The sequence below is a fragment of the Mycobacterium sp. TKK-01-0059 genome, assembly GCF_000709305.1.
Taxonomy (GTDB): Bacteria; Actinomycetota; Actinomycetes; order Mycobacteriales; family Mycobacteriaceae; genus Mycobacterium; species Mycobacterium intracellulare.
In genome coordinates this window covers 4,011,106-4,036,014 of record NZ_KL446993.1, presented here as the reverse complement: position 1 = coordinate 4,036,014, position 24,909 = coordinate 4,011,106, and the positions used below count along the sequence as shown (strand labels likewise).

The 24,909-nt window shown below is 69.4% G+C and carries 21 protein-coding genes and 1 pseudogene; 4 read left to right on the top strand and 18 right to left on the bottom strand.

Going from position 1 to position 24,909, the window contains the following annotated elements; genetic code table 11:
• Window positions 1-58: 58 nt before the first annotated feature.
• Window positions 59-268, bottom strand: a complete 210-nt coding sequence (locus K883_RS19060; protein WP_008256163.1) for a hypothetical protein — start codon at window positions 266-268, stop codon at window positions 59-61.
• A 72-nt stretch (window positions 269-340) separates the two neighbouring features.
• Between K883_RS19060 and K883_RS26990 the strand changes: the two genes are divergently transcribed.
• The 3 genes and pseudogenes from K883_RS26990 to K883_RS19050 all read left to right on the top strand — a co-directional run.
• The gene (locus K883_RS26990; protein ID WP_081656329.1) at window positions 341-886 is read left to right on the top strand and encodes a hypothetical protein; all 546 of its coding nucleotides are present in this window, start codon (window positions 341-343) and stop codon (window positions 884-886) included.
• Between the two features lie 592 nt (window positions 887-1,478).
• Entirely contained in the window at window positions 1,479-3,023 is a 1,545-nt protein-coding gene (locus tag K883_RS19055) for an AlbA family DNA-binding domain-containing protein (protein ID WP_231504857.1), read from the top strand.
• A 588-nt stretch (window positions 3,024-3,611) separates the two neighbouring features.
• Window positions 3,612-4,295, top strand: a pseudogene (locus K883_RS19050) (phosphoribosyltransferase); the annotation flags it as partial.
• Between the two features lie 3 nt (window positions 4,296-4,298).
• Here the strand turns inward: K883_RS19050 and K883_RS19045 are convergent.
• From K883_RS19045 to K883_RS18970, 16 genes are all read right to left on the bottom strand, one after another.
• Window positions 4,299-4,637 carry a phage holin family protein gene (locus tag K883_RS19045; protein WP_008256156.1) on the bottom strand — a complete coding sequence of 113 codons (339 nt, stop codon included), beginning with the start codon at window positions 4,635-4,637 and terminating at the stop codon, window positions 4,299-4,301.
• A 92-nt stretch (window positions 4,638-4,729) separates the two neighbouring features.
• The gene (locus tag K883_RS19040; RefSeq protein ID WP_036455210.1) at window positions 4,730-5,527 is read right to left on the bottom strand and encodes a DivIVA-like cell division protein Wag31; all 798 of its coding nucleotides are present in this window, start codon (window positions 5,525-5,527) and stop codon (window positions 4,730-4,732) included.
• Between the two features lie 263 nt (window positions 5,528-5,790).
• Window positions 5,791-6,081 (bottom strand): YggT family protein, encoded by a 291-nt coding sequence (locus tag K883_RS19035; RefSeq protein ID WP_003878110.1) that lies wholly within the window; start codon window positions 6,079-6,081, stop codon window positions 5,791-5,793.
• A 165-nt stretch (window positions 6,082-6,246) separates the two neighbouring features.
• Window positions 6,247-6,891 carry a cell division protein SepF gene (locus tag K883_RS19030; RefSeq protein WP_008256149.1) on the bottom strand — a complete coding sequence of 215 codons (645 nt, stop codon included), beginning with the start codon at window positions 6,889-6,891 and terminating at the stop codon, window positions 6,247-6,249.
• 66 nt (window positions 6,892-6,957) lie between these two features.
• The gene (locus tag K883_RS19025; protein WP_009956061.1) at window positions 6,958-7,734 is read right to left on the bottom strand and encodes a YggS family pyridoxal phosphate-dependent enzyme; all 777 of its coding nucleotides are present in this window, start codon (window positions 7,732-7,734) and stop codon (window positions 6,958-6,960) included.
• Window positions 7,735-7,739: 5 nt separating this feature from the next.
• A complete protein-coding gene (pgeF, locus tag K883_RS19020; protein ID WP_036455209.1) occupies window positions 7,740-8,447 on the bottom strand; it encodes a peptidoglycan editing factor PgeF in 708 nt (235 codons plus the stop codon).
• A gap of 100 nt (window positions 8,448-8,547) precedes the next feature.
• On the bottom strand, window positions 8,548-9,705 hold the full coding sequence (gene ftsZ, locus K883_RS19015; RefSeq protein WP_008256146.1) for a cell division protein FtsZ: 1,158 nt from the start codon (window positions 9,703-9,705) through the stop codon (window positions 8,548-8,550).
• A 267-nt stretch (window positions 9,706-9,972) separates the two neighbouring features.
• Window positions 9,973-10,935 carry a cell division protein FtsQ/DivIB gene (locus K883_RS19010; RefSeq protein WP_036455208.1) on the bottom strand — a complete coding sequence of 321 codons (963 nt, stop codon included), beginning with the start codon at window positions 10,933-10,935 and terminating at the stop codon, window positions 9,973-9,975.
• A complete protein-coding gene (gene murC / locus K883_RS19005) occupies window positions 10,935-12,413 on the bottom strand; it encodes a UDP-N-acetylmuramate--L-alanine ligase (RefSeq protein ID WP_020822339.1) in 1,479 nt (492 codons plus the stop codon). The genes K883_RS19010 and murC overlap by 1 nt, the downstream gene beginning before the upstream one ends.
• On the bottom strand, window positions 12,410-13,627 hold the full coding sequence (gene murG, locus K883_RS19000; protein WP_020822338.1) for an undecaprenyldiphospho-muramoylpentapeptide beta-N-acetylglucosaminyltransferase: 1,218 nt from the start codon (window positions 13,625-13,627) through the stop codon (window positions 12,410-12,412). Before murG ends, murC begins: the two co-directional genes overlap by 4 nt.
• Window positions 13,624-15,321, bottom strand: coding sequence for a putative lipid II flippase FtsW (gene ftsW, locus K883_RS18995; protein WP_036455207.1), 1,698 nt, complete (start codon window positions 15,319-15,321; stop codon window positions 13,624-13,626). The genes murG and ftsW overlap by 4 nt, the downstream gene beginning before the upstream one ends.
• A gap of 8 nt (window positions 15,322-15,329) precedes the next feature.
• Window positions 15,330-16,787, bottom strand: a complete 1,458-nt coding sequence (gene murD / locus K883_RS18990; protein ID WP_036455206.1) for a UDP-N-acetylmuramoyl-L-alanine--D-glutamate ligase — start codon at window positions 16,785-16,787, stop codon at window positions 15,330-15,332.
• A complete protein-coding gene (mraY, locus tag K883_RS18985; protein WP_008256140.1) occupies window positions 16,787-17,866 on the bottom strand; it encodes a phospho-N-acetylmuramoyl-pentapeptide-transferase in 1,080 nt (359 codons plus the stop codon). Before mraY ends, murD begins: the two co-directional genes overlap by 1 nt.
• Window positions 17,863-19,410, bottom strand: a complete 1,548-nt coding sequence (gene murF / locus K883_RS18980; protein WP_008256138.1) for a UDP-N-acetylmuramoyl-tripeptide--D-alanyl-D-alanine ligase — start codon at window positions 19,408-19,410, stop codon at window positions 17,863-17,865. The genes mraY and murF overlap by 4 nt, the downstream gene beginning before the upstream one ends.
• Window positions 19,407-20,975, bottom strand: coding sequence for a UDP-N-acetylmuramoyl-L-alanyl-D-glutamate--2,6-diaminopimelate ligase (locus K883_RS18975; RefSeq protein ID WP_036455205.1), 1,569 nt, complete (start codon window positions 20,973-20,975; stop codon window positions 19,407-19,409). The genes murF and K883_RS18975 overlap by 4 nt, the downstream gene beginning before the upstream one ends.
• Window positions 20,976-21,040: 65 nt before the next feature.
• A complete protein-coding gene (locus K883_RS18970; RefSeq protein WP_197095513.1) occupies window positions 21,041-21,646 on the bottom strand; it encodes a TetR/AcrR family transcriptional regulator in 606 nt (201 codons plus the stop codon).
• Window positions 21,647-21,709: 63 nt separating this feature from the next.
• Between K883_RS18970 and K883_RS18965 the strand changes: the two genes are divergently transcribed.
• Window positions 21,710-22,840 carry an FAD-dependent monooxygenase gene (locus K883_RS18965; RefSeq protein WP_020822332.1) on the top strand — a complete coding sequence of 377 codons (1,131 nt, stop codon included), beginning with the start codon at window positions 21,710-21,712 and terminating at the stop codon, window positions 22,838-22,840.
• Window positions 22,841-22,891: 51 nt separating this feature from the next.
• Here K883_RS18965 and K883_RS18960 read toward each other — a convergent pair whose 3' ends face one another.
• On the bottom strand, window positions 22,892-24,895 hold the full coding sequence (locus tag K883_RS18960; protein ID WP_081656327.1) for a peptidoglycan D,D-transpeptidase FtsI family protein: 2,004 nt from the start codon (window positions 24,893-24,895) through the stop codon (window positions 22,892-22,894).
• Between the last annotated feature and the right edge of the window lie 14 nt (window positions 24,896-24,909).

The following is a 24,909-nucleotide window of genomic DNA, read 5'->3' as shown; positions in this document are numbered from 1 at the left end:
TAAGCGTCGCCTTGGAGCGCTTTGATGAGGCGCGACAGCGCTACGGCTGGGTAGTTGCTCATCGGGCGGCGAGGGCGGTCAGGTCTAGGAAGGTCTGCGGCTGCATCGGCATCTCGTTGGTGCACACTTCACGCCACTTGGCGATCAGGCGGACGAAGCCTTTCAGCGAGCGGTGCTCGCAGACACCTTCGAATATCTGCAGCTCCTGGCAGATCAGGACGGCTGGGGTCCACTCGTCGAAGAAAGCGCACCTGAAGGTGGATCGCACCAGTGTGTTGACCTTATAGCCGTCCCGTCACGACGAGGATTGTGTCGCACCCCCATGGAATGATCCGCATTCATGAGCCAATGGACTGTGACACATCTCGAGCCGAACGATCGTCGCAACCCTGCGGCGGGGTATATCACCGTCGCCGTGGATCAGTCATCGGAGGCCGCTGCGCGTCAGGTCTTCGCTGAAACGGTTCGTGTGGCGGAAATGCTGGAGTATGCGACGGTCCAATTACGTTGCGATGGTGTGATTGTCGAGCGCTGGCCAGTAGTCACGGGTGATGATCCAGACCTCAGCGACCTCCGACGCGCCGCCGCCTTGATCTCCCACCGCGGAACGAACCATTCCGACGGCCTGCACTGGTCGCTTACTGAAGCGGCGGAATCCGGGCGGCTGGCGCAGTTGCTACGGGCAGTCGACTTCGCTTATCGAGTCGTAATCCAGTATTTCGGTCTAGACGTTCAAACGATCGACAGCCAGATCCACCGGTTCAGCACTGCGCCGGCGGCGGACAGTTTTGATGTCTACAACCGGTATGCAGCACAGGCGATCGAAGCCATGCGCGCTGAAGATCGCGCCAGACTCAACAAACGTCTTCGACGCCGTGAATCGTGAGTCAGCTGGCCCGCGGTTGGTGGGGGCCGTCTGCGATGTCTATGCCGGGCTCCTGTCTGTGCTGTCGACTGCGGAAGGGCGCGAGTTTCTGTCAACCTGGACGGCACGCATCGCCGGACTAGAGGATCAATCCAACTGAAGACCGCCGTCATCCGGCCACGAAAGATGCACTGCACCGGGTCGTCGTCGACAGGGCCGATAATCCTCGGCTCCGTCAAGCGCACATTCATCCCGGGACGGAGATAGGCAGCGGGCGATGGTGGTTGTGTCCGGAGTCAGTGGAGTTGGCGGTTATCGCATTCAACCTGGCGGCTGGCGGATTGCCCGCTGATTCTCGACGAAACTGGCGATCGCGGGCACCCCGTCGTCGGCCAGCGATCTCCGTTAATCGCCACATCGCCCGACGCGCCCGTGGCTGGGCGATGTTCAGATCCAGAGATCTTGTTCGACTTTTTCGACGGAACTGCGCTCGCAGAGCCGGGGTTTCACACGCTGGTGCCTCACCACATTCCGACCGCTCCGCCGTTGGTCTCGCCCGCGGGAGTCCCCAGGCCGACGCTCCTGCGCGGGGTCGGGAATATGCTCGACCGCTGTGGGTCTCAACCTAGACACGAGTGTGTCATTTCGACGCAGCCACCGCTTCGGCGAACTCGTCGAAGCGATTTATCACGCCACCTCGACCACCACGCCCGAGACCCATTGGGTGGAGTGGAAAAGCACCCTGGATTTCTCCAAGGCCAAGGACAAGGTCAGCGCGGCCAAAGCGATCATCGCTTTGGCCAATCGCGACCCGGCGAACGCGGCCCGCGAGTGCGAGGGCGAAGGGTACCTCGTCGTGGGCGTTTCGCCTGACGGCGTGCTCGGCGCCGTCGCGGTGCACGACGCGGCGGACCTCGCCGGGATGCTGCGAACCTACGTCGACGGACCACACTGGGACGTCGACTATGTCGAGTTCCACGGGCAACACGTCCTGATCATCACGGTCGCACCACCGCAGCCCGGCCACCGGATCCACTCCCTGGTCAAGGACTACGAGAGCTACAAGTCCGGAACTGTTTTCCGCCGCGGCATCTCCGGCTCCGAGCCGGCAACCCATCGAGAGCTCAACGAACTGCAGAACCGGCTCCTGCAGGACCCTCCGGTCTCTGACAGTGACGCGTTCGACGAGGCGATCGGTAACGGCAACTACCGGTTGGCCGGCCGCCTGATGCGCAGCGCCGCCCGCGGTGTGATCGACGCGTGCAGCAACCCTGAACAGTTCCCACCCGGCTTCGCCAGTCGAGTGCCGACGAAGCAGATCACCCAATACGTCGAGATCGCTGATGGCTACTGCGAGACCGCGGCGCCTTTGCTTCCTCTCGTCATCGAGGGTTGTCGGGTCGAAAGCACTACGCTTGAAGTCGAATATCGACAGGTCATCACCGCGCTCGCCGAGCCGAGACCGCTTGCCCAAGAGAGTGGTTCGCTCATCACGGCTGTCCGAAACCAACAGCTGGAGGCGTTGGCATTGCTGCCAGCGACGCTCACGATCTACGCCGGCACAATCGCGGCAATTGAACACGAGAACTATGGCGCCGTCCGCGCTCTGACCGTCGATTGGTCCCTTTTTACGAACCGCAAGGTGGCGGTCCTCGATAAGGCTGGCCCCTGGGAGATAGTCGGCCGCGAGCGGCATCTCGGACTTGCCCTGCGTGCCGCCCAGACAGGTGTACTCACCGAGCAGCTGCTGGACGCCCTCGCAGCGGGTCGACTTCCGCGCCGACCGGTCTACCCGGTCTCGGCTTTCTTGTTCGATGCGCTGCGGTCGTACTTTCCCGACCACACCGATTCTCAGTACATCAGGCTGTTCGATGCCAGCGAGCTACTTTTTGCCCTTCTAGTCACCGATCTCGCGGCTCAACGTAGCCCAGGCCTCCTCGACCAGCCCTGGCTGGGGCTGTTCGTCGCGCACGCGGCCGAGTGCTACCCCTTCGAGGAGACCGAAGTCGCGCACACGTTGGTGGATGCTCGAAACGCGGGCGACCAGTGGCCAGCCGTAGAAGCCGGTCTGTTCGGGGGATCAAAGAAACGGCTACAGGAAGCCGTCGACACCGTATGGACGGCCACCGTCGCGCAGCTGCGCCGCGGACCTTTCTGACCACCCAGTCGCGACGATGCCTTTGATGGACACTGACGGCCCCGTGCCGGCTCTTCTTCTTGGCGAACGGCGTCTGCCTACGGCACGGTGAAGACCGCTGAATTACCTATCCGCCGCCTCGGCGGTCGCGTGTACATCGTTACTGCCTGCCCTCGCAAACTCGGCGCCGCGTGATGGTTCGAGCGCACGAATACCGAACTCGGCCACCTCTGCAACCCCACCGGACATCGCTCCGTTGCGTCCACTGCACCCCAGACGCCTGACGCCGTAAACTCACTGGTCAGAGACGCAGTTGAAAGGTCTCAACCCGTGTCGTAAGTGGCCAAGTCCCCCCTCGGACACACGACTGAGCCGAATGGAATGAATGCTCGCATTCATTCCTGAGGCGATGGAGTGTGTTGAGCGGCGAAGCCGCGATCACACCCGATGGAGCGTGTTGAGCGGCGAAGCCGCGATCACACCGATGCTGCGGCCCAGACCTGCGCCGCCGGCCAAATCCAATCGCCTTCCCGCGCAACCGTATTGCGCTTGCGCCGGCCGTCCCACCGAACATGCACCGCCGAAGTGAGCTTTCCCACGTAGGCTGGTATACGACCAATGAATCGACCGAACGGCTTTCTCCGGCGAACGGCGACGCGCAACTTCCGTGACCGCCGCGAGGCCGGTCGCGCGCTGGCCGAGGAACTGACGTCCTACCGTGGGCGCGACGTGCTGGTGTTCGGGCTGGCGCGCGGCGGCGTGCCGGTGGCCTGGGAGATCGCCGCGGCCCTGGGCGCCCCCTTGGACGTGTTCCTGGTGCGCAAGCTCGGGGTGCCGAACTGGTCGGAGCTGGCGATGGGCGCCCTGGCCAGCGGTGGCGGCCTGGTGATGAACGACGACGTCGTGGCCAGCTTGCGCGTCACCGATGAGCAGGTGCGCGAGGTGATCGACAGCGAGACGACCGAACTGCTCCGGCGCGAGCACGCCTACCGGGGCGGCCGGCCGATCGCCGACCCGCGCGACCGGGTCGTGATCCTGGCCGACGACGGGATCGCCACCGGCGCCAGCATGCTGGCCGCCGTGCGAGCGGTGCGCGCCGCGGGGCCGGAATCAATCACCGTCGCGGTCCCGGTGGGGCCGGAGTCCGCCTGCCGCGACCTGGCGCGGGAGGCCGATGACGTGGTGTGCGCGACGATGCCGCCCGGATTCGAAGCGGTCGGGCAGGTCTACGACGATTTTCATCAGGTCAGCGACGACGAGGTGCGCGAACTGCTCGCCACCCCGACGGCCTGAGCGTTACTTGGCGGACTCGTCGCCGCGGCCCTCGGCCGCGACGCTGGATTCCTCCGTCGCCTCGGTCCCGTCGGTGACCGCCTCCGCTTCGCCCTCGGCGGCAGCCTCCTCGGGATAGTCCACGTAGTCGTCCTCGTCGGGACGGGCCTCGCCCGCATCCTGGGCCTCGGCCCCACCGGGCTCGCGGTGCTGGCGCTCGCGCAAGGCGTCGAGGATCAACAGGACCACACCCACCACGCTGGCGGCGATGCACAGCCAGGCGACCAGCTCGTTGCTCGTGACGACGGCGAACACCAACGCGACGAGCCCGATCAGGGCCAATACCAGCGCAATGACGAGCATCGGGCATCCTCCAGGCGACGAGCGGGACTGCGGTGTTCAGGACCTAGTGTGCCAACCCCGAGCTCGGCGAGCGTCCGGCACAGCTGAAAACGCTAGTTGTTGCCCCGGTTGAATTGGTCGAACCCGCCGGCATCGGCGCTGGAGTCCACGGGGGCCGCCGACCCGCGCTGGCCGAGTTCCTCGAGCTGAGACTCCAGGTAGGTCTTGAGCCGGGTCCGGTATTCGCGCTCGAAGGTGCGGAGCTGTTCGAGGCGACCCTCCAGGACCGTGCGCTGCTGGTTGATGGTGCCCATGATCTCGGAATGCTTGCGTTCGGCGTCGGCCTGCAGGGCGTCGGCCTTCTCCTGGGCCTGGCGCAACTGGGTCTCCGAGCGGGTCTGCGCGTCCGCCAACATCGCTTCGGCGCGCTGCCGGGCCTCGGCGACCGTGGTCTCGGCGGTGCTGCGGGCCTCGCTGAGGATCTGGTCGGCGTTGGCGCGGGCGTCGGACAGCATCTTCTCCGACTCGGCCTGCGCGGTGCTGGTGAGCCGGTCGGCGGTGTCCTGGGCCAGGCTCAGCACCCGAGCGGCCTTCATGGCCTGTTCCTCGTTGTTGACCGCGGCGGCCGGCGCGGCCGCGGCCTTGACGGGCTCGGGCTCGGGCTCGCGGACCGGAATGGCCTGCGTGGGCGCGGCGGCCGCGGCCGGGGCGGCGGCCCCGCCGCCGGAGGCCAGCTCCTGGTCGAGCTCTTCAATCCGTTGGCGCAGATCGCTGTTCTCTTCGATGAGTCGCGTCAGCTCGGCTTCCACCAGATCGAGGAAGGCATCCACCTCGTCTTCGTTGTAGCCCCGCTTGCCGATCGGTGGCTTACTGAACGCCACATTGTGGACGTCGGCTGGTGTAAGCGGCATTGTTTCGTCCCCTCAAGTTCCTGTCGAACGTTCTGGAAAGTGTAGAACGCAGTGGTAGCCGTGGTGCAACTGCCGTCCATCCTGTCACACCAGGCGCGACGGTTGCTGATTAGCCCAATAAATAAGAGCCAATTTCAAACATTGAGGCCAATAAAATCCGAAACCTTAGAAATTTTAAATCGCGGGAACCAAACCGACGCTAAAACGTGTCCGAACCGTCTCCGGGGCGGCGCGGAGGCCTCAGGCGGCGGGCCGGAACGGGGTCACGCCGCGGCGCCGAACGCCAGCTGCATCCCGATGAACGCGACCAGCAACAGCACCATGATCGACAGGTCGAAGCGGACCGCTCCGATGGTGAGTTGGGGGATCAGCCGGCGCAGCAGTTTCACCGGCGGATCGGTGATCGACATGATGATCTCCAGCACCACCACGGTGATCCCGGTGGGATGCCAGTCCCGGCTGAACGAGCGGATGAACTCAACGACGACCCGAGCGATGAGCAGCAGCCAGAAGATGAACAGCGCAAACCCAAGGATCTGAAAGAACAACACCAACTGAAGTGCCCCGACCTTATCGATGAGATGCCAAGCGCCGCGGACGTGCGCGGCGCCTGCCAGCCTACCGACTCCGGGTCAGCGGCCCCACCTCACGTGGTCTCGGGAGTCGTTCAACCGTTCGAGGGTGCGGTCAGCTCTCGCTGCCGAGCGCGGCGGGTGCGCCTATTGGTAAGCGTAGAAACCGGTTTCGGCGATCCGGCGACGCTCCTCCGGGGACACGTCGACGTCGGCGGGCGACAGCAGGAACACCTTGGTCGCCACCTTGTCGAAGGAACCGCGCAGCGCGAAGGCCAGGCCGGCCGCGAAGTCGACGAGCCGCTTGGCGTCGGCGTTGTCCATCGACACCAGGTCCATGATGACCGGGGTGCCGTCGCGGAAGCGCTCGCCGATGGTGCGGGCCTCGCTGTAGTCCTTGGGCCGCAGCGTGGTGATCTTCGACAGCGGGTGGCCCTCTTCGAACATCATCGCCATCCGGCGGGGGTCCATCGCCAGCGCGCCGCGGGTGGAGTTGCGCAACCACGAGCCGAAGCGCGGCCCGCCCCGCTCGGCCCGGTCGAATTCGCGGGGGTGCACCGAGCCGTAGCGGGGTTCGTCGGCGTAGCCGCCGCGGTAGCCGGCGGGCGGCGGGTAGTCGGCGGGCTCGCGACGGGGGTCCTCGTAGTCGTCGCCGTCGTAGCGGCCGTAGCCGTCATCAAATCGGGGGCGCGGGAAACCGCGGGACGGCGCGCGGTCGTCGTAATACTCGTCCTCGTAGTCGTCCATTGGGGCCATACCGAAATAGGCCTTGACTTTGTGCAGTGTGCTCATTGCGTTGACCCTTCTAGCCCCTGGGATTCCTGGTGTTAGTGATAAAGCTGTTACTGCAGTGACTACTTACGGTGACGGTAACCTCCGACGGCCCAATAGGGCGGTACCGACACGCACACATGTCGATCCGTGTTTGACCGCGATTTCGAAGTCGTTGGACATGCCGGCGGAGAGCCCGACCGCGTTCCGGTGCGACTCCAGGACCCGCCGATGTTCCGATTGCAGCCGGTCAAAGGCCTCGTCGGGATCGGAGTCCAGCGGCGGGATGGCCATCAACCCGGCCAGGTCGAGATTGGACGCCTCCTCGACCTGGGCGCACATCTGGTCGACGGCCCCCGGCCGGGAAATGTCCACACCGCCGCGGGACTCGTCGCCGTCGAGGCTGACCTGGACGTAGATCCGCATCGGGTCGGTGCGGCGCCCTTCGGCCAGCGCCGCCGCCACCCCCCGGTCGAGGGCGGTCACCAGCTGGGTGCTGTCGACCGAGTGCGCGGTGTGGGCCCAACAGGCCACCGACCGAGCCTTGTTCCGTTGGATATGACCCACCATGTGCCAGCGCGGATTTCCCACGTTCGCCCGTTCGGGAGCCGCCAGGAGCCGAGTGACTTCGGCCACTTTTGCGGTCGCTTCCTGGTCCCGCGATTCGCCGACGGCCCGGCACCCCAATCGGGACAAAGTCACGACGTCGATTGCTGGAAAATATTTGGTAATCGGCAAAACCTCGATTTCCGCGGCATTGCGGCCCGCGGCTTGTGCTGCCGCGGCAAGGCGGGAGCGCACCGCCGCCAATGCGTGGGTCAATTCCGATTCGCGGTCTCCCCCATTGGACATGTCCACCGCCATCGCGGTCACTCCATCCAGACCAGCGAGGCCAGCCGGCCGGTGGGCGCCTCCCGGCGATGACTGAACAACGTCGGGTCGGCGACCGTGCACCGCGGATCGATATCGATCGCGGTGACGCCCAAACCCTTGAGCTGGCAAGCGATTCCGGCCCGCAGGTCAAGCCCGGGGGTTCCGGCACCGGTGATGGTGCGACTGCCCGGCAGCGCAGCTTCGACCTCGTCGGCCATCGCCTCCGGCACCTCGTAGTTGTGGCCGCTGACCGCCGGGCCCAGCAGGGCCGAGATGTCGTCGGGCTGCGCCCCCAGCTCGAGCATCGCCTCCACCGTGCGCGCCACCACGCCGCGCTGGGCACCGACCCGGCCGGCGTGCACCGCCGCGGCCACCCCGGCGCGCGCATCGGCCATCAACACCGGAACGCAGTCGGCGGTCACCACCGCCAGCGCCAGTCGCGCCGTGCGGGTCACCAGCGCGTCGGTGCCCTCCACGGCGGCCTCGCGTGGCCCGTCCACCACCTCGACCCGATCGCCGTGGACCTGGTTCATCCACACCACGCGGCCGGGGCGCAGACCGACGGCGGCGGCCAACCGGGCCCGGTTCTCGGCGACCGCGGCCGGGTCATCGCCGACGTGGTCGCCCAGATTGAAGGTGTCGAAGGGCGGCTTCGAGACACCACCGGCGCGGGTGGTGGTCACCCGTCGGACGCGAACGCTCACGTGATCAGTATCCGGAAGTTGTTGCCTGCCAGGCTGCATCGACGTAGGGCCACTATCTTTCGAGGCCGGTTCGTCGCGCAGTGGCAAGCAAATCGAGACCTCAGCGGCGCATGAACGGCGGCACGTCGACGTCGTCGTCATCGCCACCGATATTCAAGGTCGAACCGTTCGTGTGCACCGGCACGCTGACCGCGTCGACCGGTTCGAACAACGTCGAGGTGAGCTTGCCGGCCTTTGCCGACTCGATGCGGTGCGCGCCGACTTTCTCTTCCTTGTCGGCATTGCCGCCGATGACGGGTTTGCGGCCGGGGCCGGTGGCATCGAAGCCCGCCGCGATGACGGTGACGCGCACCTCGTCGCCCAGCGAGTCGTCGATGACGGTACCGAAGATGATGTTGGCGTCCTGGTGCGCGGCGTCCTGCACCAGCGAGGCCGCCTCGTTGATCTCGAAGAGCCCCAGGTCGCTGCCACCGGCGATCGACATCAGCACGCCCTGCGCACCCTCCATCGACGCCTCCAGCAGCGGCGAGTTGATGGCGATCTCGGCGGCCTTGAGCGAGCGGCCCTCGCCGCGCGCCGAGCCGATGCCCATCAGCGCGGTGCCGGCGCCGGACATGATGCCCTTGACGTCGGCGAAGTCGACGTTGATCAGACCCGGGGTGGTGATCAGGTCGGTGATGCCCTGGACACCGTTGAGCAGCACCTCGTCGGCGCTGCGGAAGGCGTCCATGAGTGACACCGCGGCGTCGCCCATCTGCAGCAGCCGGTCGTTGGGGATCACGATCAGGGTGTCGCAGCTCTCGCGCAGCGCCGCGATGCCGCTTTCGGCCTGGTTGCCACGCCGCTTGCCCTCGAACGAGAACGGGCGGGTGACCACACCCACGGTGAGCGCGCCCAACTTGCGGGCGATGCTGGCGACGACGGGAGCCCCGCCGGTGCCGGTCCCGCCGCCCTCGCCGGCGGTGACGAACACCATGTCCGCCCCGCGCAGCAGCTCCTCGATCTCGTCCTTGGCGTCCTCGGCGGCCCTGCGCCCGACCTCGGGGTCGGCGCCGGCGCCCAGGCCACGGGTGGAGTCGCGCCCGACGTCGAGTTTGACGTCGGCGTCGCTCATCAACAGCGCCTGCGCGTCGGTGTTGATCGCGATGAACTCGACGCCTTTGAGGCCCTGTTCGATCATTCGGTTGACGGCGTTGACGCCGCCGCCACCGATACCCACGACCTTGATCACGGCCAGGTAGTTGTGCGGGGGGGTCATCATTCGTCTTCCTCCCTGATGGGCTCGGCTCTCCCGGTGGTGGGCTCCTCCGGACGGTGGCGGTCTCCCTGGCAAACCCTCAACCTCAACCATAGAGTTAGAGTTATGTCAAGTAGTTCCGCGCAACCAGAACGGTATGGGCATGGCGCGCGCGAACCCCGCAGGCGCGCCGAGGCGCGTCCCGCAAATTTTGGGCATTTTTCCGCGGCTGAGCGGGCGTGAGCGCTGTTCGGCGGCGCCGCGGCGCGAGCGACGTGACGAAGATCGCTACTTGACCGTCGGCAGGTCCGGGCTGGACACGTCGTAGGTCTTGCCGGGCTGGGTCAACAGCGCGGACAGCTTCTCGGCCTTCTCGTCCGTGCGGTCGGTGGTCCCCCAGATCACCACCCGGCCGTCGCCCAGTGTGAGCGTGATCGAGGCCACCGAGGGCGCCGCGACCCGGCCGACCTGGTCGGCGACCTCGGGACGCAGCGCGGTGAGCACCTGCAGGGCAGCCTTGGTGGCCGGGTCGTTGGGCCCGGGATCGGCGACATCGAGGTAGGGCAGCGCCGGTGGCGGCGGTCCGGTCGCAAAGTCCACGCCGTCCCGGTCGAACAGGTGTGGCCCGTCGGGAAAATCCTTGACCGCCACCGGGACTCGCTCGACGATGGTGATCCGCAGCGCGGACGGGTACTGACGCTGCACGCGCGCGCTGGCCACTCGGCGGATCGCCGCCACCCGGTCGGCGACCTGGCTGGTGTTGATCTGCAGCAGCGGCGTTCCGAGCCGCACCTGAGCCGCATCCAGGACCTCTTCGCGGGTCACCACCCCGGTCCCGACGACGACGATGTTGCGGGCCGACATCGCCGGCGTGAAATAGAGGACCAATGCCAGGCCGATGCCGACGATCACCAGCAGGACGGTGATCAACAGCATCTTGAGCCCCCGAACAACGCCGCGCGCAACGGGTTTGGGCTCGTGGACCGGCCGCCCGGTGGCCCTGCGCTTGGCCTCCCGGCGCGCCTCTTCGATGGCCATGGCGCGGGCCTGGGCGGCGCGTCGTTCGGCGCGCTCCCGGCGGGCGCGCCGGCGCGGCCCTTCGACCTCGGCCGGATCGGGCTGTTGATCGGTTGCCGTCGGCTCGGTGCCCGTGCCGGTGACCAGCGGTTCGGTGGCGGCGTCGTCCGGGACCGGGTCGTCGGCCTGGCCGGCCCCGCCGCCCGGTGTGCCCGGGTCGAGCGGCTGGGTCATCACAGAGCTCCCGGCGCGCCGCGGTTGGCCCGCGCCCGCAGCGCCGTGACGATCTCGGGTCCCAGCAGGGTCACGTCGCCGGCCCCCATGGTGACGATGACGTCGCCGGGCCCGGCGACCGCGGCCACCTGCTCGGCGGCGGCGGAGAAGTTCGGCAGGTAGCGCACCGGGACGCTGACGTGCCCGGCGACGCTGGCACCGCTGACGCCGGCCAGCGGTTGTTCGCGCGCGCCGTAGACGTCGAGGACGAAGACCTCGTCGGCGGCGTCCAGCGCGTGACCGAACTCCTCGGCGAAAGCCTTTGTCCGCGAATACAAATGGGGCTGGAACACCGCGATGCTGCGGCCGTCGCCACTCTGCTCGAGCAGGGTTCGGACCGCCGCCAGCGTGGCGACGATCTCGGTGGGGTGATGGGCGTAGTCGTCGAACACGCGCACCGGCTGCCCGTTGCCCGCGGTACCGACCAGCTCGAATCGGCGCCGCACCCCCTCGAAGCCCGCCAACCCGTCCAGCACCGCGTCGACGGGGGCGCCGATCTCGAGGGCCGCCAGCAGCGCGCCCATCGCGTTGAGCGCCATGTGGCGTCCGGGCACCGACAGCCGCATCACCCGCGGGCGTTGCTCGGGGTCCAGGTCGGGCGCCAGCTGGATCTGGGCGACCGCCTCGGTGCCCTGCTGCTGCCACGACAACAGGGTGGCCGCCAGGGGTTCACCGGGAAACGAGGTCCCGGATCCGTAGCGCAGCACCCGGATTCCCAGTTCGGCCGTGCGTCGGGCCAGCGCCGCCGCCCCGGGGTCATCGACGCAGACCACCAGCGCCCCGCCGGGGGCCAGCCGGTCGACGAACGCGTCGAACACGTCGACGTAGGCGCCGGCGCTGCCGTAGAAGTCCAGGTGATCGGTCTCGATGTTGGTGACCACCGCGACGTTGGGCGTGTACTCGAGTAGCGACCCGTCGCTTTCGTCGGCCTCGGCGACGAAGCAGTCGCCGCTGCCGTGGTGCGCGTTGGTCCCGGCCTCCCCCATCTCACCGCCGACCGCGAACGACGGGTCGCGCCCGCAGTGCTGCAGCGCCACGATCAGCATCGACGTCGTCGTCGTCTTGCCGTGCGTGCCGGTGACCATCAGCGTGGTGCGCCCGTCCATCAGCTTGGCCAACACGGCGGGCCGCAGGATCACCGGGATGCCGCGCCGCCGGGCCTCGACGAGCTCGGGGTTGGTTTTCGGGATGGCGGCGTGGGTGGTGATGACGGCGGTGGCGCCGCCGGGCAACAGGTCCAGCGACGACGCGTCGTGCCCGATGTTGATCTGCGCGCCGCGGGCCCGCAGGGCGTGGATGCCGCGCGACTCCTTGGCGTCGGAGCCGGAGACCAGCCCGCCGCGGTCGAGCAGGATGCGGGCGATGCCCGACATGCCGGCTCCCCCGATGCCGACCATGTGCACCCGCTGCAGCTCCGGCGGCAGCTGCTGGGTGGTCATGGCTTCCCTCCGGCCGACAAGCGGCCGAGCTGCGCCTTCCTGGCGATGTCCAGCGCCGCCTGGGCCACCTGGCGGGCCGCGTCGGGGTGTCCCACGCGCGCGGCGGCCGTCGTCATCGCCGCCAGCCGCGGCGGGTCGCCCACCAGCGCGGCCACCTCCCGGGCGACCAGCCCGGGGGTCAGGTCGGCGTCGGCGACCACCATGCCGCCGCCGGCGTTGACCACCGGTAGCGCGTTGAGGCGCTGCTCGCCGTTGCCGATCGGCAGGGGCACGTAGATCGCCGGCAGGCCCACCGCCGAGACCTCGGCGACCGTCATCGCCCCGGACCGGCAGATCACCAGGTCGGCGGCGGCGTAGGCCAGGTCCATCCGGTCGAGGTAGGGCACCGCCACGTACGGCGGGTCGCCCGGCAGTGGTTCGCGCAGGTCGAGCGTGTTCTTGGGGCCGTGCGCGTGCAGCACCGCCACGCCCGCGGCGGCCAGCCCGGCGGCCGCCCCGGAGACGGCCCGGTTCAGCGAGGCCGCCCCCTGCGAGCCGCCGAACACCAGCAGCACCCGGGCGTCGTCGGCGAAACCGAAGTGTCGGCGCGCTTCGGCGCGCAGCGCCGCGCGGTCCAGCGAGGTGATGGCTTCGCGCACCGGCACCCCGATGACCTGGGCGCCCGGCAGGCCGCAGTCGGGCACCGCGGAGAGCACCCGCTCGGCGCTGCGGGCGCCGACCCGGTTGGCCAGCCCGGCGCTGGCGTTGGCTTCGTGGATCACCACCGGAACCCGGGGTCTGCGCGGCGAGACACCACGCGCTGCGAGATAGGCCGGCAGCGCCACGTATCCGCCGAAGCCGATCACGACGTCGGCGTCGACCGACCGCAGCACGGCGCGGGTTTCCCGGACGGCCCGCCACACCCGCGAGGGCAGGCGGGCCAGGTCACCGCTGGGCTTGCGCGGCAGCGGCACCGGCGTGATCAGCTCGAGGTCGTAGCCGCGCGCGGGCACCAGCCTGGTCTCCAGCCCCCGCGCCGTGCCCAGCGCGGTGATCCGGACCTTGGGATCCAGCGCGCGCAGCGCGTCGGCGACGGCCATCGCCGGTTCGACGTGTCCGGCCGTTCCCCCGCCGGCCAGCACGACCGACAAGGGCTTAAAAGCCGACAACGCGGCACCGGCGGGCAGAGGGTCTGCCCCCCGCCCGCCGGTCGGCTCGTTGACCGTGTCGTTCACCCGTAACGCTGACCTTCCAATGCGCGTGTGCGCCGTTGCTGGCGCCGGCCGGCGGCCTGATTGGCTCCCAGGGTCGCATAGCGCTGGCCAGATCCATGATGCCCCGCCCGCGAGCGGGGGTTACCCGCAGACCGGCGCACCGGGCGACCGGCCGCCCGCGGGGGAGCCCCGCGCAGCGGCGCCTCGCCGTTGCGGGGCGCCTTGCGCCCGGGCGACCCGGCGCCCTTGCGCGGCGCGGTGCCCGATTGCGGGCGCGATCGCTTGCGATCGCGGAACGCCTCCAGGCGCGTGGGCGAATAGGGCTCGGGCAGCGGCAGCCGCAGCAGCCGGTTCACCTTGTCGTCGCGGCCGGCCCGCAGCGCGGCCACCGCCTCGGGTTCGTGACGGGCCGCGTTGGCCATGATCCCGATCATGAAAAGCGTTGCCGCCGTGGAGGTTCCACCGGCGGAGATGAGCGGCAGCTGGATGCCCGTCACCGGGAGGATCCCGATCACGTAGCCGATGTTGATGAACGCCTGACCCAGGACCCACATCGTCGTGGTGGCGGTCAGCAGCCGCAGGAACGGGTCGGCCGACCGGCGGGCGATCCGCATCCCGGTGTAGGCGAACAGCCCGAACAGGACCAGTAGCCCGAAGGCGCCGATGAAACCGAGCTCCTCGCCGATGATCGCGAAGATGAAGTCGTTGTGGGCGTTGGGCAGGTAGTTCCACTTGGCGGTGCCCTGGCCCAGGCCGTCGCCGAAGATGCCGCCGTGGGCCAGCGCGAATTTCGCCTGCCGGGCCTGGTAGCCGGTGTCCTGCGGGTCGTTCTCGGGGTTGATCCAGGACCGCACCCGGTCGGACCGGTAGCCGGCCGACATCGCCAGGATCGCCCCGGCCATGAAGACGGCGAGCAGCGAGGTGGCAAAGACGCGCAGCGGCAGGCCGGCGTACCAGAGCAGGGCGAGCAGGATGATGCCCAGCGACACCGTCTGCCCGAGGTCGGGCTGCGCGACGATCAGCGCCAGCGCGATCACCGCCGCCGGCACCAGCGGGATGAGCAGTTCGCGCAGGCTGGCGCGCTCGAGGCGGCGGGCCGCCAGCATGTGCGCGCCCCAGATGGCGAAGGCGATCTTGGCCAGCTCGGAGGGCTGCATGGAAAAGCCCGCGACCACGAACCACTTGCGGGATCCGTTGGCCAGGTTGCCGATGCCGGGAACGAGCACCAGGACCAGCAGGATCACGGTGACGACGTAGCCGGTGAAGGCGACGCGGCGGATGAACCGCACCGACATCCGCAACGAGGTGTAGCACGCGATGAGCCCGATCACCGTCCAGAGGACCTGCTTGCCGAAGATGATCCAGGCCGACCCGTCGGCGTCGTAGGACCGCACCCCCGATGCCGAGAGCACCATGATCAGGCCAAGCGTCGTCAGCAGGCCGGCGATGGCGATGATCAGGTGAAACGAGGTCATCGGGCGGCCGAGCCAGGCGCCGAACCGGGTGGGCGAACCGCCATCGCCACCGGCGGCCTGGTCCTTTTTCGCCTTGGGCGCCTTCGCGGCCTTGGCGGGCTCATCGGCCTTGTCGCCGTCGCCCGCGGCCGCGTCGGTGACCTCGGCCGTCGCGTCCGCGTCCTGCGCCGGCCCCGGCTCGGTCGCGGTTCCGCTGGTCGCCTTGCGCCGGCCCAGCAGCCGGGTCAGTGAGTTACCCACGCCCCGCCCTACCGGATCGCCGCGCGCACGGCGGCCGCGAACGCGTCGCCCCGGTCGGCATACCCGGCGAACTGGTCGAACGATGCGCCCGCCGGTGCCAGCAGGACAGTGTCACCGGGCGCGGCCAAGCCACGAGCCGCGGCGACCGCCGCGGTCATGACGGTGGCGCCGAGATCTCCACCCGAATATTTCACTTCTGTCACATCTGCACCAAGAACCACTGCAGTCGCATCCATACCAGCATCCTCGCCTGTCACAACCTGGAGGACGGGGACATCCGGCGCGTGTCGCGATAACGCCTCTGCAACCTCTTGCCGATCTCGGCCGATGAGCACCGCCCCGACCAGCCGCGACGCGATCCTGGCGACCTCGGCGTCGACCGAGGCGCCCTTCAGCAGGCCGCCGGCGATCCAGACGACGCGGGGGTAGGCGAGCACGGACGCCTCGGCGGCGTGGGGATTGGTGGCCTTGGAGTCGTCGACGTAGGTGACGCCCTCGGCGACGGCCACCACCTCGGCCCGGTGCCGCCCCACCCGGAAGGCCGCGAGCGCGGACGCGATCGCCTCGGCCGGCACCCCGACGCTGCGGGCCAGCGCGGCGGCGGCGAGCGCGTCGAGCACGCCGACGGGGCCCGGCACCGGTATCGAGTCGACGGGCGCCAGCGTCAGGTCGTCGGCGAACGCGCGGTCGATCAGGTGTCCGTCGCGCACGCCGAGCTCCCCCGGGCCCGGTTCGCCCAGCCGAAAGCCGGCCCGCACCGGCGCCCGCGCCGTGCTCAGCAGCGCGGCGGCCCGGGCGTCGTCCAGCCCGACGACGGCTACCCGGCCGTCGAGCACCCGGGCCTTGGCCGCGGCGTAGTCGGCCAGGGTGCCGTGCCAGTCCAGGTGGTCCTCGGCGATGTTGAGCACCGCGCCGCCCTCGGGCCGCAGCGACGGCGCCCAGTGCAGCTGGAAGCTGGACAACTCGACGGCCAGCAGCTCGGCGGGTTGGTCCAGCACGTCGAGCACCGGGCTGCCGATATTGCCGCACAACAGGTTTGACCGCCCCGCCGCGGTGAGCATGGCGTGCAGCATCGACGTCGTCGTCGTCTTGCCGTTGGTCCCGGTCACCACCAGCCAGCGCCGCGGCGGGCCGTAGTGGCCGGCCGCGTCCAGCCGCCAGGCCAGCTCCACATCGCCCCAGACGGGCACGCCCGCCGCCGCGGCGGCGACCAGCAGCGGCGTGGTCGGCGAGAAGCCGGGGCTGGTCACCACCAGGGCGTAGCGGGAGACCTGCTCGGCGGCCACCGACGTCGGCGCGGTCGCCACCCCCGCGTCGGCGTACCCGCGCAGGGTGGCCGGGTCGTCGTCGCACAGGGTTGGCACCACGCCGAAGCGGGTCAGAGCCGCCAGCACCGCCTTGCCCGTCACCCCGCCGCCGGCCACCAGCACCGGGGCGCCCGGCGCCAAGGGGTCAAGCCCGCTCATCAGGCACCGATCGCGGCCAGCCACTCACCGTAGAAAAGGGCCACGCCCAGCCCGCAGGCGATCGCGGTGAGCAACCAGAACCGGATGATGACCGTGGTCTCGGCCCAGCCGGCCAATTCGAAGTGGTGGTGGAACGGCGCCATCCGGAACACCCGGCGCCCGGTGGTGCGGAAAGTCAGGATCTGCAACACCACCGAGCTGACCTCGGCGACGAACAGCGAACCCAGCACGACGGCGAGGATCTCGGTGCGGCTGGTGACCGAGATGCCGGCGATGATGCCACCCAACGCCAGCGATCCGGTGTCGCCCATGAAGATCTTGGCGGGCGCGGCGTTCCACCACAGAAAGCCGATGCAGGCGCCCGCGGTGGCGGCGGCGACGATCGCCAAGTCGAGCGGATCACGCACGTTGTAGCAACCCAGCCCGGGCGCGGTGACGCACGCGTTGCGGTACTGCCAGAACGTGATCAGCACGTAGGCCGCGGTGACCATCGCCATGCTGCCGGCGGCGAGCCCGTCCAGGCCGTCGGTGAAGTTGACGGCGTTGGACCAGGCGCTGACGACGACCACGCAGAACAACACGAACAGCGCCGGGGCCAGCGCGACGGTCGCGATCTCGCGCACGTAGGACAGGTCCGCGCTAGCCGGGGTCAGGCCGTTGGCGTTACGGAATTCCAGCACCAGCACGCCGAACAGCACCGCGGCGGCGACCTGGCCGACGGTTTTGGCCGTCTTGTTCAGCCCGAGATTGCGCGACCGGCGGATCTTGATCAGGTCGTCGAGAAAGCCGACGCCGCCGAGCACCGTGGCCAGGCTCAGCACCAGCAGACCCGACGCGGAGACGCCCTCGCCGTCGAACGCCAGCCCGGCCAGGTGGGTCCCCAGGTAACCGGCCCAGATGCCGGCCAGGATCGCCACGCCGCCCATCGACGGCGTGCCGCGCTTGGCGTGGTGGGTCGGCGGGCCGTCGTCGCGGGTGTGGTGGCCGAATCCCTGCCGAGTGAACAGCCGGATCAGCGCCGGGGTCAACAGGATCGACACGGTCAGCGCGACGGCGACGGCGATGAGGATCTGTCTCACGGGCGGGCACCGCCCTGCGAGCCTTGTGATACCAGGGCGTCGGCCAGCGCCCCCAGCCCGGCCGCGTTGGAGGCCTTGACCAGCACGACGTCGCCGGGTTGCAGCTCGGCCCGCAGCAACGCCAGGGCGGCCTCGCTGTCGGCCACGTTGACGGCCCCCTTATCGGCCGAGCCCCACGAACCCTCCATGACCGCTCCGTGGTGCATGGCGCTCATCGACCTCCCACTTCCCACGACAACGAGTCGAGACACATCTAAGCGCACGGCCAGCCGGCCGATGCGATCATGCTCGGCGATCGCGTCCTCGCCGAGTTCGGCCATCTCACCGAGCACCGCCCAACTCCTGCGCTTTTCGGCAGGCCGGTCCCCCCCGCCGTGGGCGATCCAGGCCAACGCCTGCAGCCCGGCGCGCATCGAATCGGGGTTGGCGTTGTAGGCGTCGTCGATCACGGTGACGCCGTCGGCGCGCGTGGTGACGTGCATCCGGTGCCGCGAGACGGGGCCGGCGCCGGCGAGTGCGGCCGCCACCTGGTCGACGTCGGCGCCGCATTCCAGCGCGACCGCGGCGGCGCACAGCGCGTTGGTCACCTGGTGGTCGCCGTAGACGCCGAGCCGGACCTGCGCCTGGGTGGTCCCGGAGGCGTCGCGGTGGTGCAGCGTGAAGCACGGCCTGGCCACCTCGTCGAGCGAGACGGGCCCGGCCCACAGCTGGCTGGGGCCCGCGCTGGTGTTCTCGGCGCGGCTGACCCGCACCACCCGGGCCGCGGTCACGCCGGCCATGGCCGCCACCGCCGGGTCGTCGGCATTGAGGATCACCACCCCGGATGCCGGAACCGATTGGGGCAGTTCGGATTTCGTCTGTGCGATGGCCTCGCGCGAGCCGAATTCGCCCAGGTGCGCGGTGCCGACGTTGAGGACGACGCCGATCGCCGGCGGGGCGATCTCGGCCAGCGCGGCGATGTTGCCCGGGTGGCGCGCCGACATCTCGAGGACCAGGAAGTCGGTGTCGGGCGTCGCGCGCAACACGGTCCACGGATGCCCCAGCTCGTTGTTGAACGACCCGGGCGGGGCGACCACCTCGCCGAGCGGTTTCAGCACGGCGGCCACCAGGTCCTTGGTCGACGTCTTCCCCGACGATCCGGTGATCCCGACGATCCTGAGCCCGCCGGCGACCAGTTCGGCGGCCACCACCTGGGCCAATTTGGCCAGCGCCGCGAGCACCGCCGCGCCCGAGCCGTCCGGGTCGTGCTCGAGCACCCCGGCCCGCGATCCCGACGCGCCCGCGGGGGCGACGACGACGGCGGGAACGCCGACCGGCCGGGCGGCCAGCACCGCCACCGCGCCGGCGGCGATCGCCGCGCCCGCGTGGTCGTGGCCGTCCGAGCGCGCGCCCGGCAGCGCCAGGAACAGCCCGCCGGGTCCGACGGCGCGCGAGTCGAATTCCACCGTCCCGGTGACGCGGCGTCGCGCGGCGTCCTGCGGCGAGATGTCGGCCAGGGTGCCGCCGACGATGTCGGCGATCTCGGCGACGGTCAACTCGATCATCGCGGTGCCCCGTTCCGGTCCCGCAGCGCCTGCGCCAGCTCGACCCGGTCGTCGAAGGGGCGGGTGTGCCCGCCGGCGCTCTGGCCGGTTTCGTGGCCCTTGCCGGCGATCAGCACGACGTCGCCCGGGCCCGCCCAGGCGACGGCGTGCCTGATCGCGTCGCGGCGGTCGGCGATCTCGACAATGTCTGCCGCACAACCGCTTTCGGTCGCCCCGGCGATGATTTCGCGACGAATCGACGCCGGGTCCTCACCGCGCGGGTTGTCGTCGGTGACGACGACCAGATCGGCCAGCTCGGCCGCCGTCGCGCCCATCGGCGCCCGTTTGCCCGGGTCGCGTTCGCCGCCGGCGCCGAACACCACGGCCAGCCGGCGATCCGGACGCGCCAGCGTGGTCAGGACGGCGCGCAACGCGCCCGGTTTGTGGGCGTAGTCGACCAGCGCCAGGAAGTCCTGGCCGGCATCGACCTCCTCCATGCGTCCCGGCACGCGGGCCTGTAGCAGGCCCGTCGACGCCTGCTCCGGGGACACCCCGACCGCGTCCAGAATAGCCAGTGCGACAAGGCAATTGGCGACGTTGTAGTGGCCGGGCAGCCGAACACCCAGCTGATGGCGCGCCCCGGCGGGATCGATGGCGGTGAACCGTTGTCCCCCGGCGCCCATCGGGGCCACGTCGGCGGCGCGCCAGTGCGCGGGCCGGCCCTCGGCGCTGACGGTGATCGCGTCCCCGGCGCGGGCGGCCATGGCGCGCCCGGCGTCGTCGTCGACGCAGACCACGGCGCGCCGGGCCCGCAGCGGGGAGCTCGGGTCGAAGAGCATCGCCTTGGCCTCGAAGTAGTCGGCCATCGTCGGGTGGAAGTCGAGGTGGTCGCGGGACAGGTTGGTGAAACCGCCCACCGCGAACCGGGTTCCGTCCACGCGCCCCAGCGCCAGGGCGTGGCTGGAGACCTCCATGACGACGGTGTCCACCCCCTGTTCGGCCATGGCCGCCAGCATTGCCTGCAGGGCGGGGGCCTCCGGGGTGGTCAGCGCGCTGGGAATGTCGGCGCCGTCGATGCGGATCCCGATGGTGCCGATCAGCCCGGCGGTGCGGCCGGCGGCGCGCAGTGCGGACTCGATGAGATACGTCGTGGTGGTCTTGCCGGACGTGCCAGTGACGCCGACGACCGTCACCCGCTCGGACGGGTTCCCGTACACCGCGGCGGCCAGCCCGCCGAGCACGCCGCGGGGGTCCGGGTGAACGAGGATCGGCACGGATTGCCCTAGGGCGCCCATCTCGGCGACCCCGCCGGCGTCGGTGAGCACGGCGACCGCGCCGCGTTCGACCGCGTCGCCGGCGTAACGCGCGCCGTGGGTGGTGGAACCGGGCAGCGCGGCGAACAGATCGCCGGGCCGCACCTCCTGGGCGCGCAGCGTGACCCCGGTGACCGGCAGGTTCGGGACGGCCCGATCGCCGGCCGGCGCGGCTCCGATGTCAGCCGCCAACGCCGGCAAGCGCACGCCCGCTGCGGCGCTGGGCCGCAGCGCACTGGGCACCGACACCCCGTCACCACCTCCGTCAGCCATGATCGGCCATGACACCCTACCTAGGAGCACCGGCCGACGGATGTTCCCGCGCCCGGGCCCCGGTGTCACGACCCGTTGCGCCGCTCGAGCAGGGGGAGCCAGACGGTGTCGACGATCTCTTCGATGGCTTCGTCGGGCAGGGGCCGCAGCGTCATCAGGACCTCGTAGCGAAACAGGTCCACGGGCAGGCGCGCAATGCGCTCGGTCACCTGGTCGGGCTCGATTTCGCCGCGATCGATGGCGCGCTGGATCGCCTGATTCAATGCGGCATCGCGCCGCCCCCGCACCAGCGTTTCGAGATCGGCCAGGCTGCTGCCGGTCTGCTGGTAGAAGCCGCCGAGCCGGGTCAGCAACGGGACCACCAACCCCACCCTGACCTTGTTCGCTTGCCGCAGCAGCGCGATCGCGTCACCGCGCAGGCTGCCGGTGTCAGGGGCGACCACGACGTCCTTGGCGACCTCATGTGCCACCGCGGCGAGCACGAGTTCCTGCTTGTTCGGCCAGCGCCGGTAGAGCACCGCACGGCTGGTGCCCGCCCGCACGGCGACGCCGTCGATCGTGAGCTCGTCGTACCCGCGTTCGGTCAGCTCCGTCCACGCCGCATCCAGCAACGCCTCCTCCAACGCGGGACCCCGGCGCCGCCGGGCCACGCCGGCCGAGTTAAGAGACATTGCGTTTCCTAACGGTCGGGTCTACGTTCTTTGGATACAGAACGTATCTTATAGCGAACAGGAGTGGAATCGATGCGCATTCTCGTCTCCGGTGCCGGAATCGCCGGCCTGAGCGCGGCGATAAACCTCGGCGCCGACGGCCACGACGTCACCTTGGTCGAACGCGCCAACCACCTGCGGGTGAACGGCTCCCCGATCGACATTCGCGGGGACTCCATCGGTGTCGCCGACAAGATGGGCGTGCTCGCACCGATCCGCGCGCACCGGGTCGACATGACCGAACGCGTCCAGTTCGTCGACGAAAACGGCGCCGTGGTGGCCGAACCGCCGCTCGACGAGATCAACGACTCCGCCGGCGACATCGAAATCCCGCGGGAAGACCTCACAACCATCCTGCGCGACCGCCTGGGGCCGACGGTAGAACTGCGGTTCAACGAATCCATCGGCGAACTCGACGACGATGACCGTCGCGTCGACGTGCGGTTCAATTCCGGCGGCCGCGAGCGCTATGACCTGGTTGTCGGTGCCGACGGGATGCACTCGGCCGTGCGACGGCTGACGTTCGGTCCCGAGCAACGGTTTCTGCGCCATCTCGGCTTCTATGTCGCACTGGCCGACTTGCCCGGCTATACGCCGTCCGGGCGCGACAACCCGATGTACAACTTCCCCGGGCGCCTGGCCGGCATCGCCGCCTACAACGACAAAGCCTTGGCGGTCTTGATGTTTCGATCGCCCTGGATCGACTACGACTACCACGACCTCGCGGCGCAGAAGCGGATACTCGTCGACGCGTTCGCCGGCCACAGCGAGTGGCGGGTACCCGAACTGCTCGACGCCGCGGTCGCCGACCCGGAACTTTACTTCGATTCCGTCAGCCAGATTCACATGCCCGGCTGGCACCGCGGTCGCGTCGTCCTGGTCGGGGACGCGGCGCACTGCGCCTCGAGCCTGTCGGGCCGCGGCACCTCCCTGGCCCTGACCGGGGCCTGGTTTCTCGCTCGAGCGCTGCGCGACCATCCCGGCGATCTCGGCCACGCGTGCGAGCAATACGAACGCGACCAGCGACCGCACGCCCTGCGCTGCCAGGCCACGGCGGCACCCGGCGGTGACCTCCTGGTTCCGGCCACCCAAGCTCAAATCGACGCGCGCAACCGCGATTTCACCGTCGCAACCGGCCGCGGCCGGGAAGCCTAGCCTGCCGGCGACGACCCGCTGCGCCCGGCTACGCCGCGCTGGCGATCGTCGCTAGGTGGCCTGCAGCGTCAGCGGCGGGCCCGGGTCCGGCGACAGCGGCACGTTCTCGCGCTGCATGAGCCAGCCGGCGATGTTGTGGAACAACGGGGCCGCCGAGTGGCCCGGCGTGCCGTCGGCGTTGCGCTCCGGGTTGTCCATCATGATGCCGATGACATACCGGGGGTTGTCGACGGTGGCCATGCCCGCGAACGTGATCCAGTAGACGTTGTCGAAGTAGCAGCCGCAGGCCGGGTTGATCTGCTGGGCGGTGCCGGTCTTGCCGGCCATCTGGTAGCCCGTCACCGCGGCGGCGGGGCCGGTCCCCTGCTGATAGCCCATCGGGTCGTGTTGCACGACGGCTCGCAGCATGTTGCGCACGGTCTGGGCCGTCTGCGCCGACACCACCCGCACGCCGTCCGGGCGCGGTTCTTCGGTGCGGGTGCCGTCGGGCGCGATGGTGGCCTTGATGATCCGCGGCGGGATCCGCACCCCGTCGTTGGCGATCGTCTGGTACATGCCCGTCATCTGCAGCAGCGTCATCGAAAGGCCTTGCCCGATGGGCAGGTTGGAGAAGGTGCTGCCCGACCATTGGTCGATCGGCGGCACCAGCCCGGCGCTCTCACCGGGCAGGCCCACGTTGGTGCGCTGCCCGAGCCCGAACTTGCGGACCATGTCGTAGAAGCGCTCCGGCCCCACCCGCTGCGCGAGCATCAAAGTGCCGACGTTGGAAGACTTTCCGAACACACCGGTGGTCGTGTAGGGCATCACGCCGTGGTCCCACGCGTCGTGGATGGAGACCCCGCCCATCTGGATCGTGCCGGGAACCTGCAGCACCTCATCGGGATTGGACAGGCCGTACTCGATGACCGACGACGCGGTGATCACCTTGTTCACCGAGCCGGGCTCGAACGGCGAGGACACCGCCAGGTTGCCCAGCTGTTTGTCGCCCTGACGCCCGATGTCCTGGGAGGGATCGAACGTGTTGTCGTTGGCCATGGCCAGCACTTCACCGGTCTTCGCGTCGAGCACGACGGCCGAAACATTGTGCGCGCCAGAAACATTCTTGGCCTGCTGAACCTGCTGCTGCACATAGAACTGGATGTCGTCGTCGAGGGTCAGCTGCACCATCGAGCCGTTGACCGCCCGATGCCGGTTGCGGTAACTGCCGGGGATGACCACACCGTCGGATCCGCGGTCATAGGTGACCGAACCGTCGGTCCCGGACAGCACGGAGTCCATGGCCTCTTCCAAGCCCAGCAGCCCGTGGCCGTCCCAGTCGATGCCGCCCACGATGTTGGCGGCCAGCGATCCGCCCGGATACTGGCGCAGATCCTGGCGTTCGGAACCGACCTCGGGAAATTTGTCCGAGATCGCGCTGGCGACGGCGGGGTCGACGGCACGCGCGAGATAGACGAAGTTCTCGTCGCTTTGCAGCTTCTTCAGCAGGGTCGCCGAGTCGGGTTTGTTGCCGAGGCGACCCGAGACGTCCTTGGCGATGTCGCGCAAGCGCTGCTGCGGGTCGGGGGCGGCCGAATTCTTGGCCTTGGCCTCCTCCAGCTGCTTGTGAATGCGTTTCGGCTGAAACGTCAGCGCACGAGATTCGATGGTGAACGCCAGTTGATCCTTGCGGCGGTCGATGATGCTGCCCCGCACCGCCTTTTCCACGTCGGTGACCTTGAGCTGCCCGGCGGCCTGGGCGCGCAGCGTCGGGGCCTTGGTCACCTGCAGGACGAACAGCTGGGCGGCGGCCACCAGCATCAGTACCAGGATGACCACGTTGCCGGCGCGATGGCGGAAGACGAACGACCCACCGCGGCCGGCCATTTGCACGATCTGACGGGTGCGTCGCTCCCGCGCCGAATGCCCGGCCCCCACCGGCTCGGGGCGCTGCGCACCCCGGCTGGCCTTGGGCTGCTTGGCTTTCCGGAGTCGTTTCGGTTCGCGAACGTCACCGCCCTGGTCCGCCTGCTGCGGTTTCGCGCGGCGCTTGGGCTGCCGGGCGGCGTTGTCCGCCATGTCCTTACGGGGAC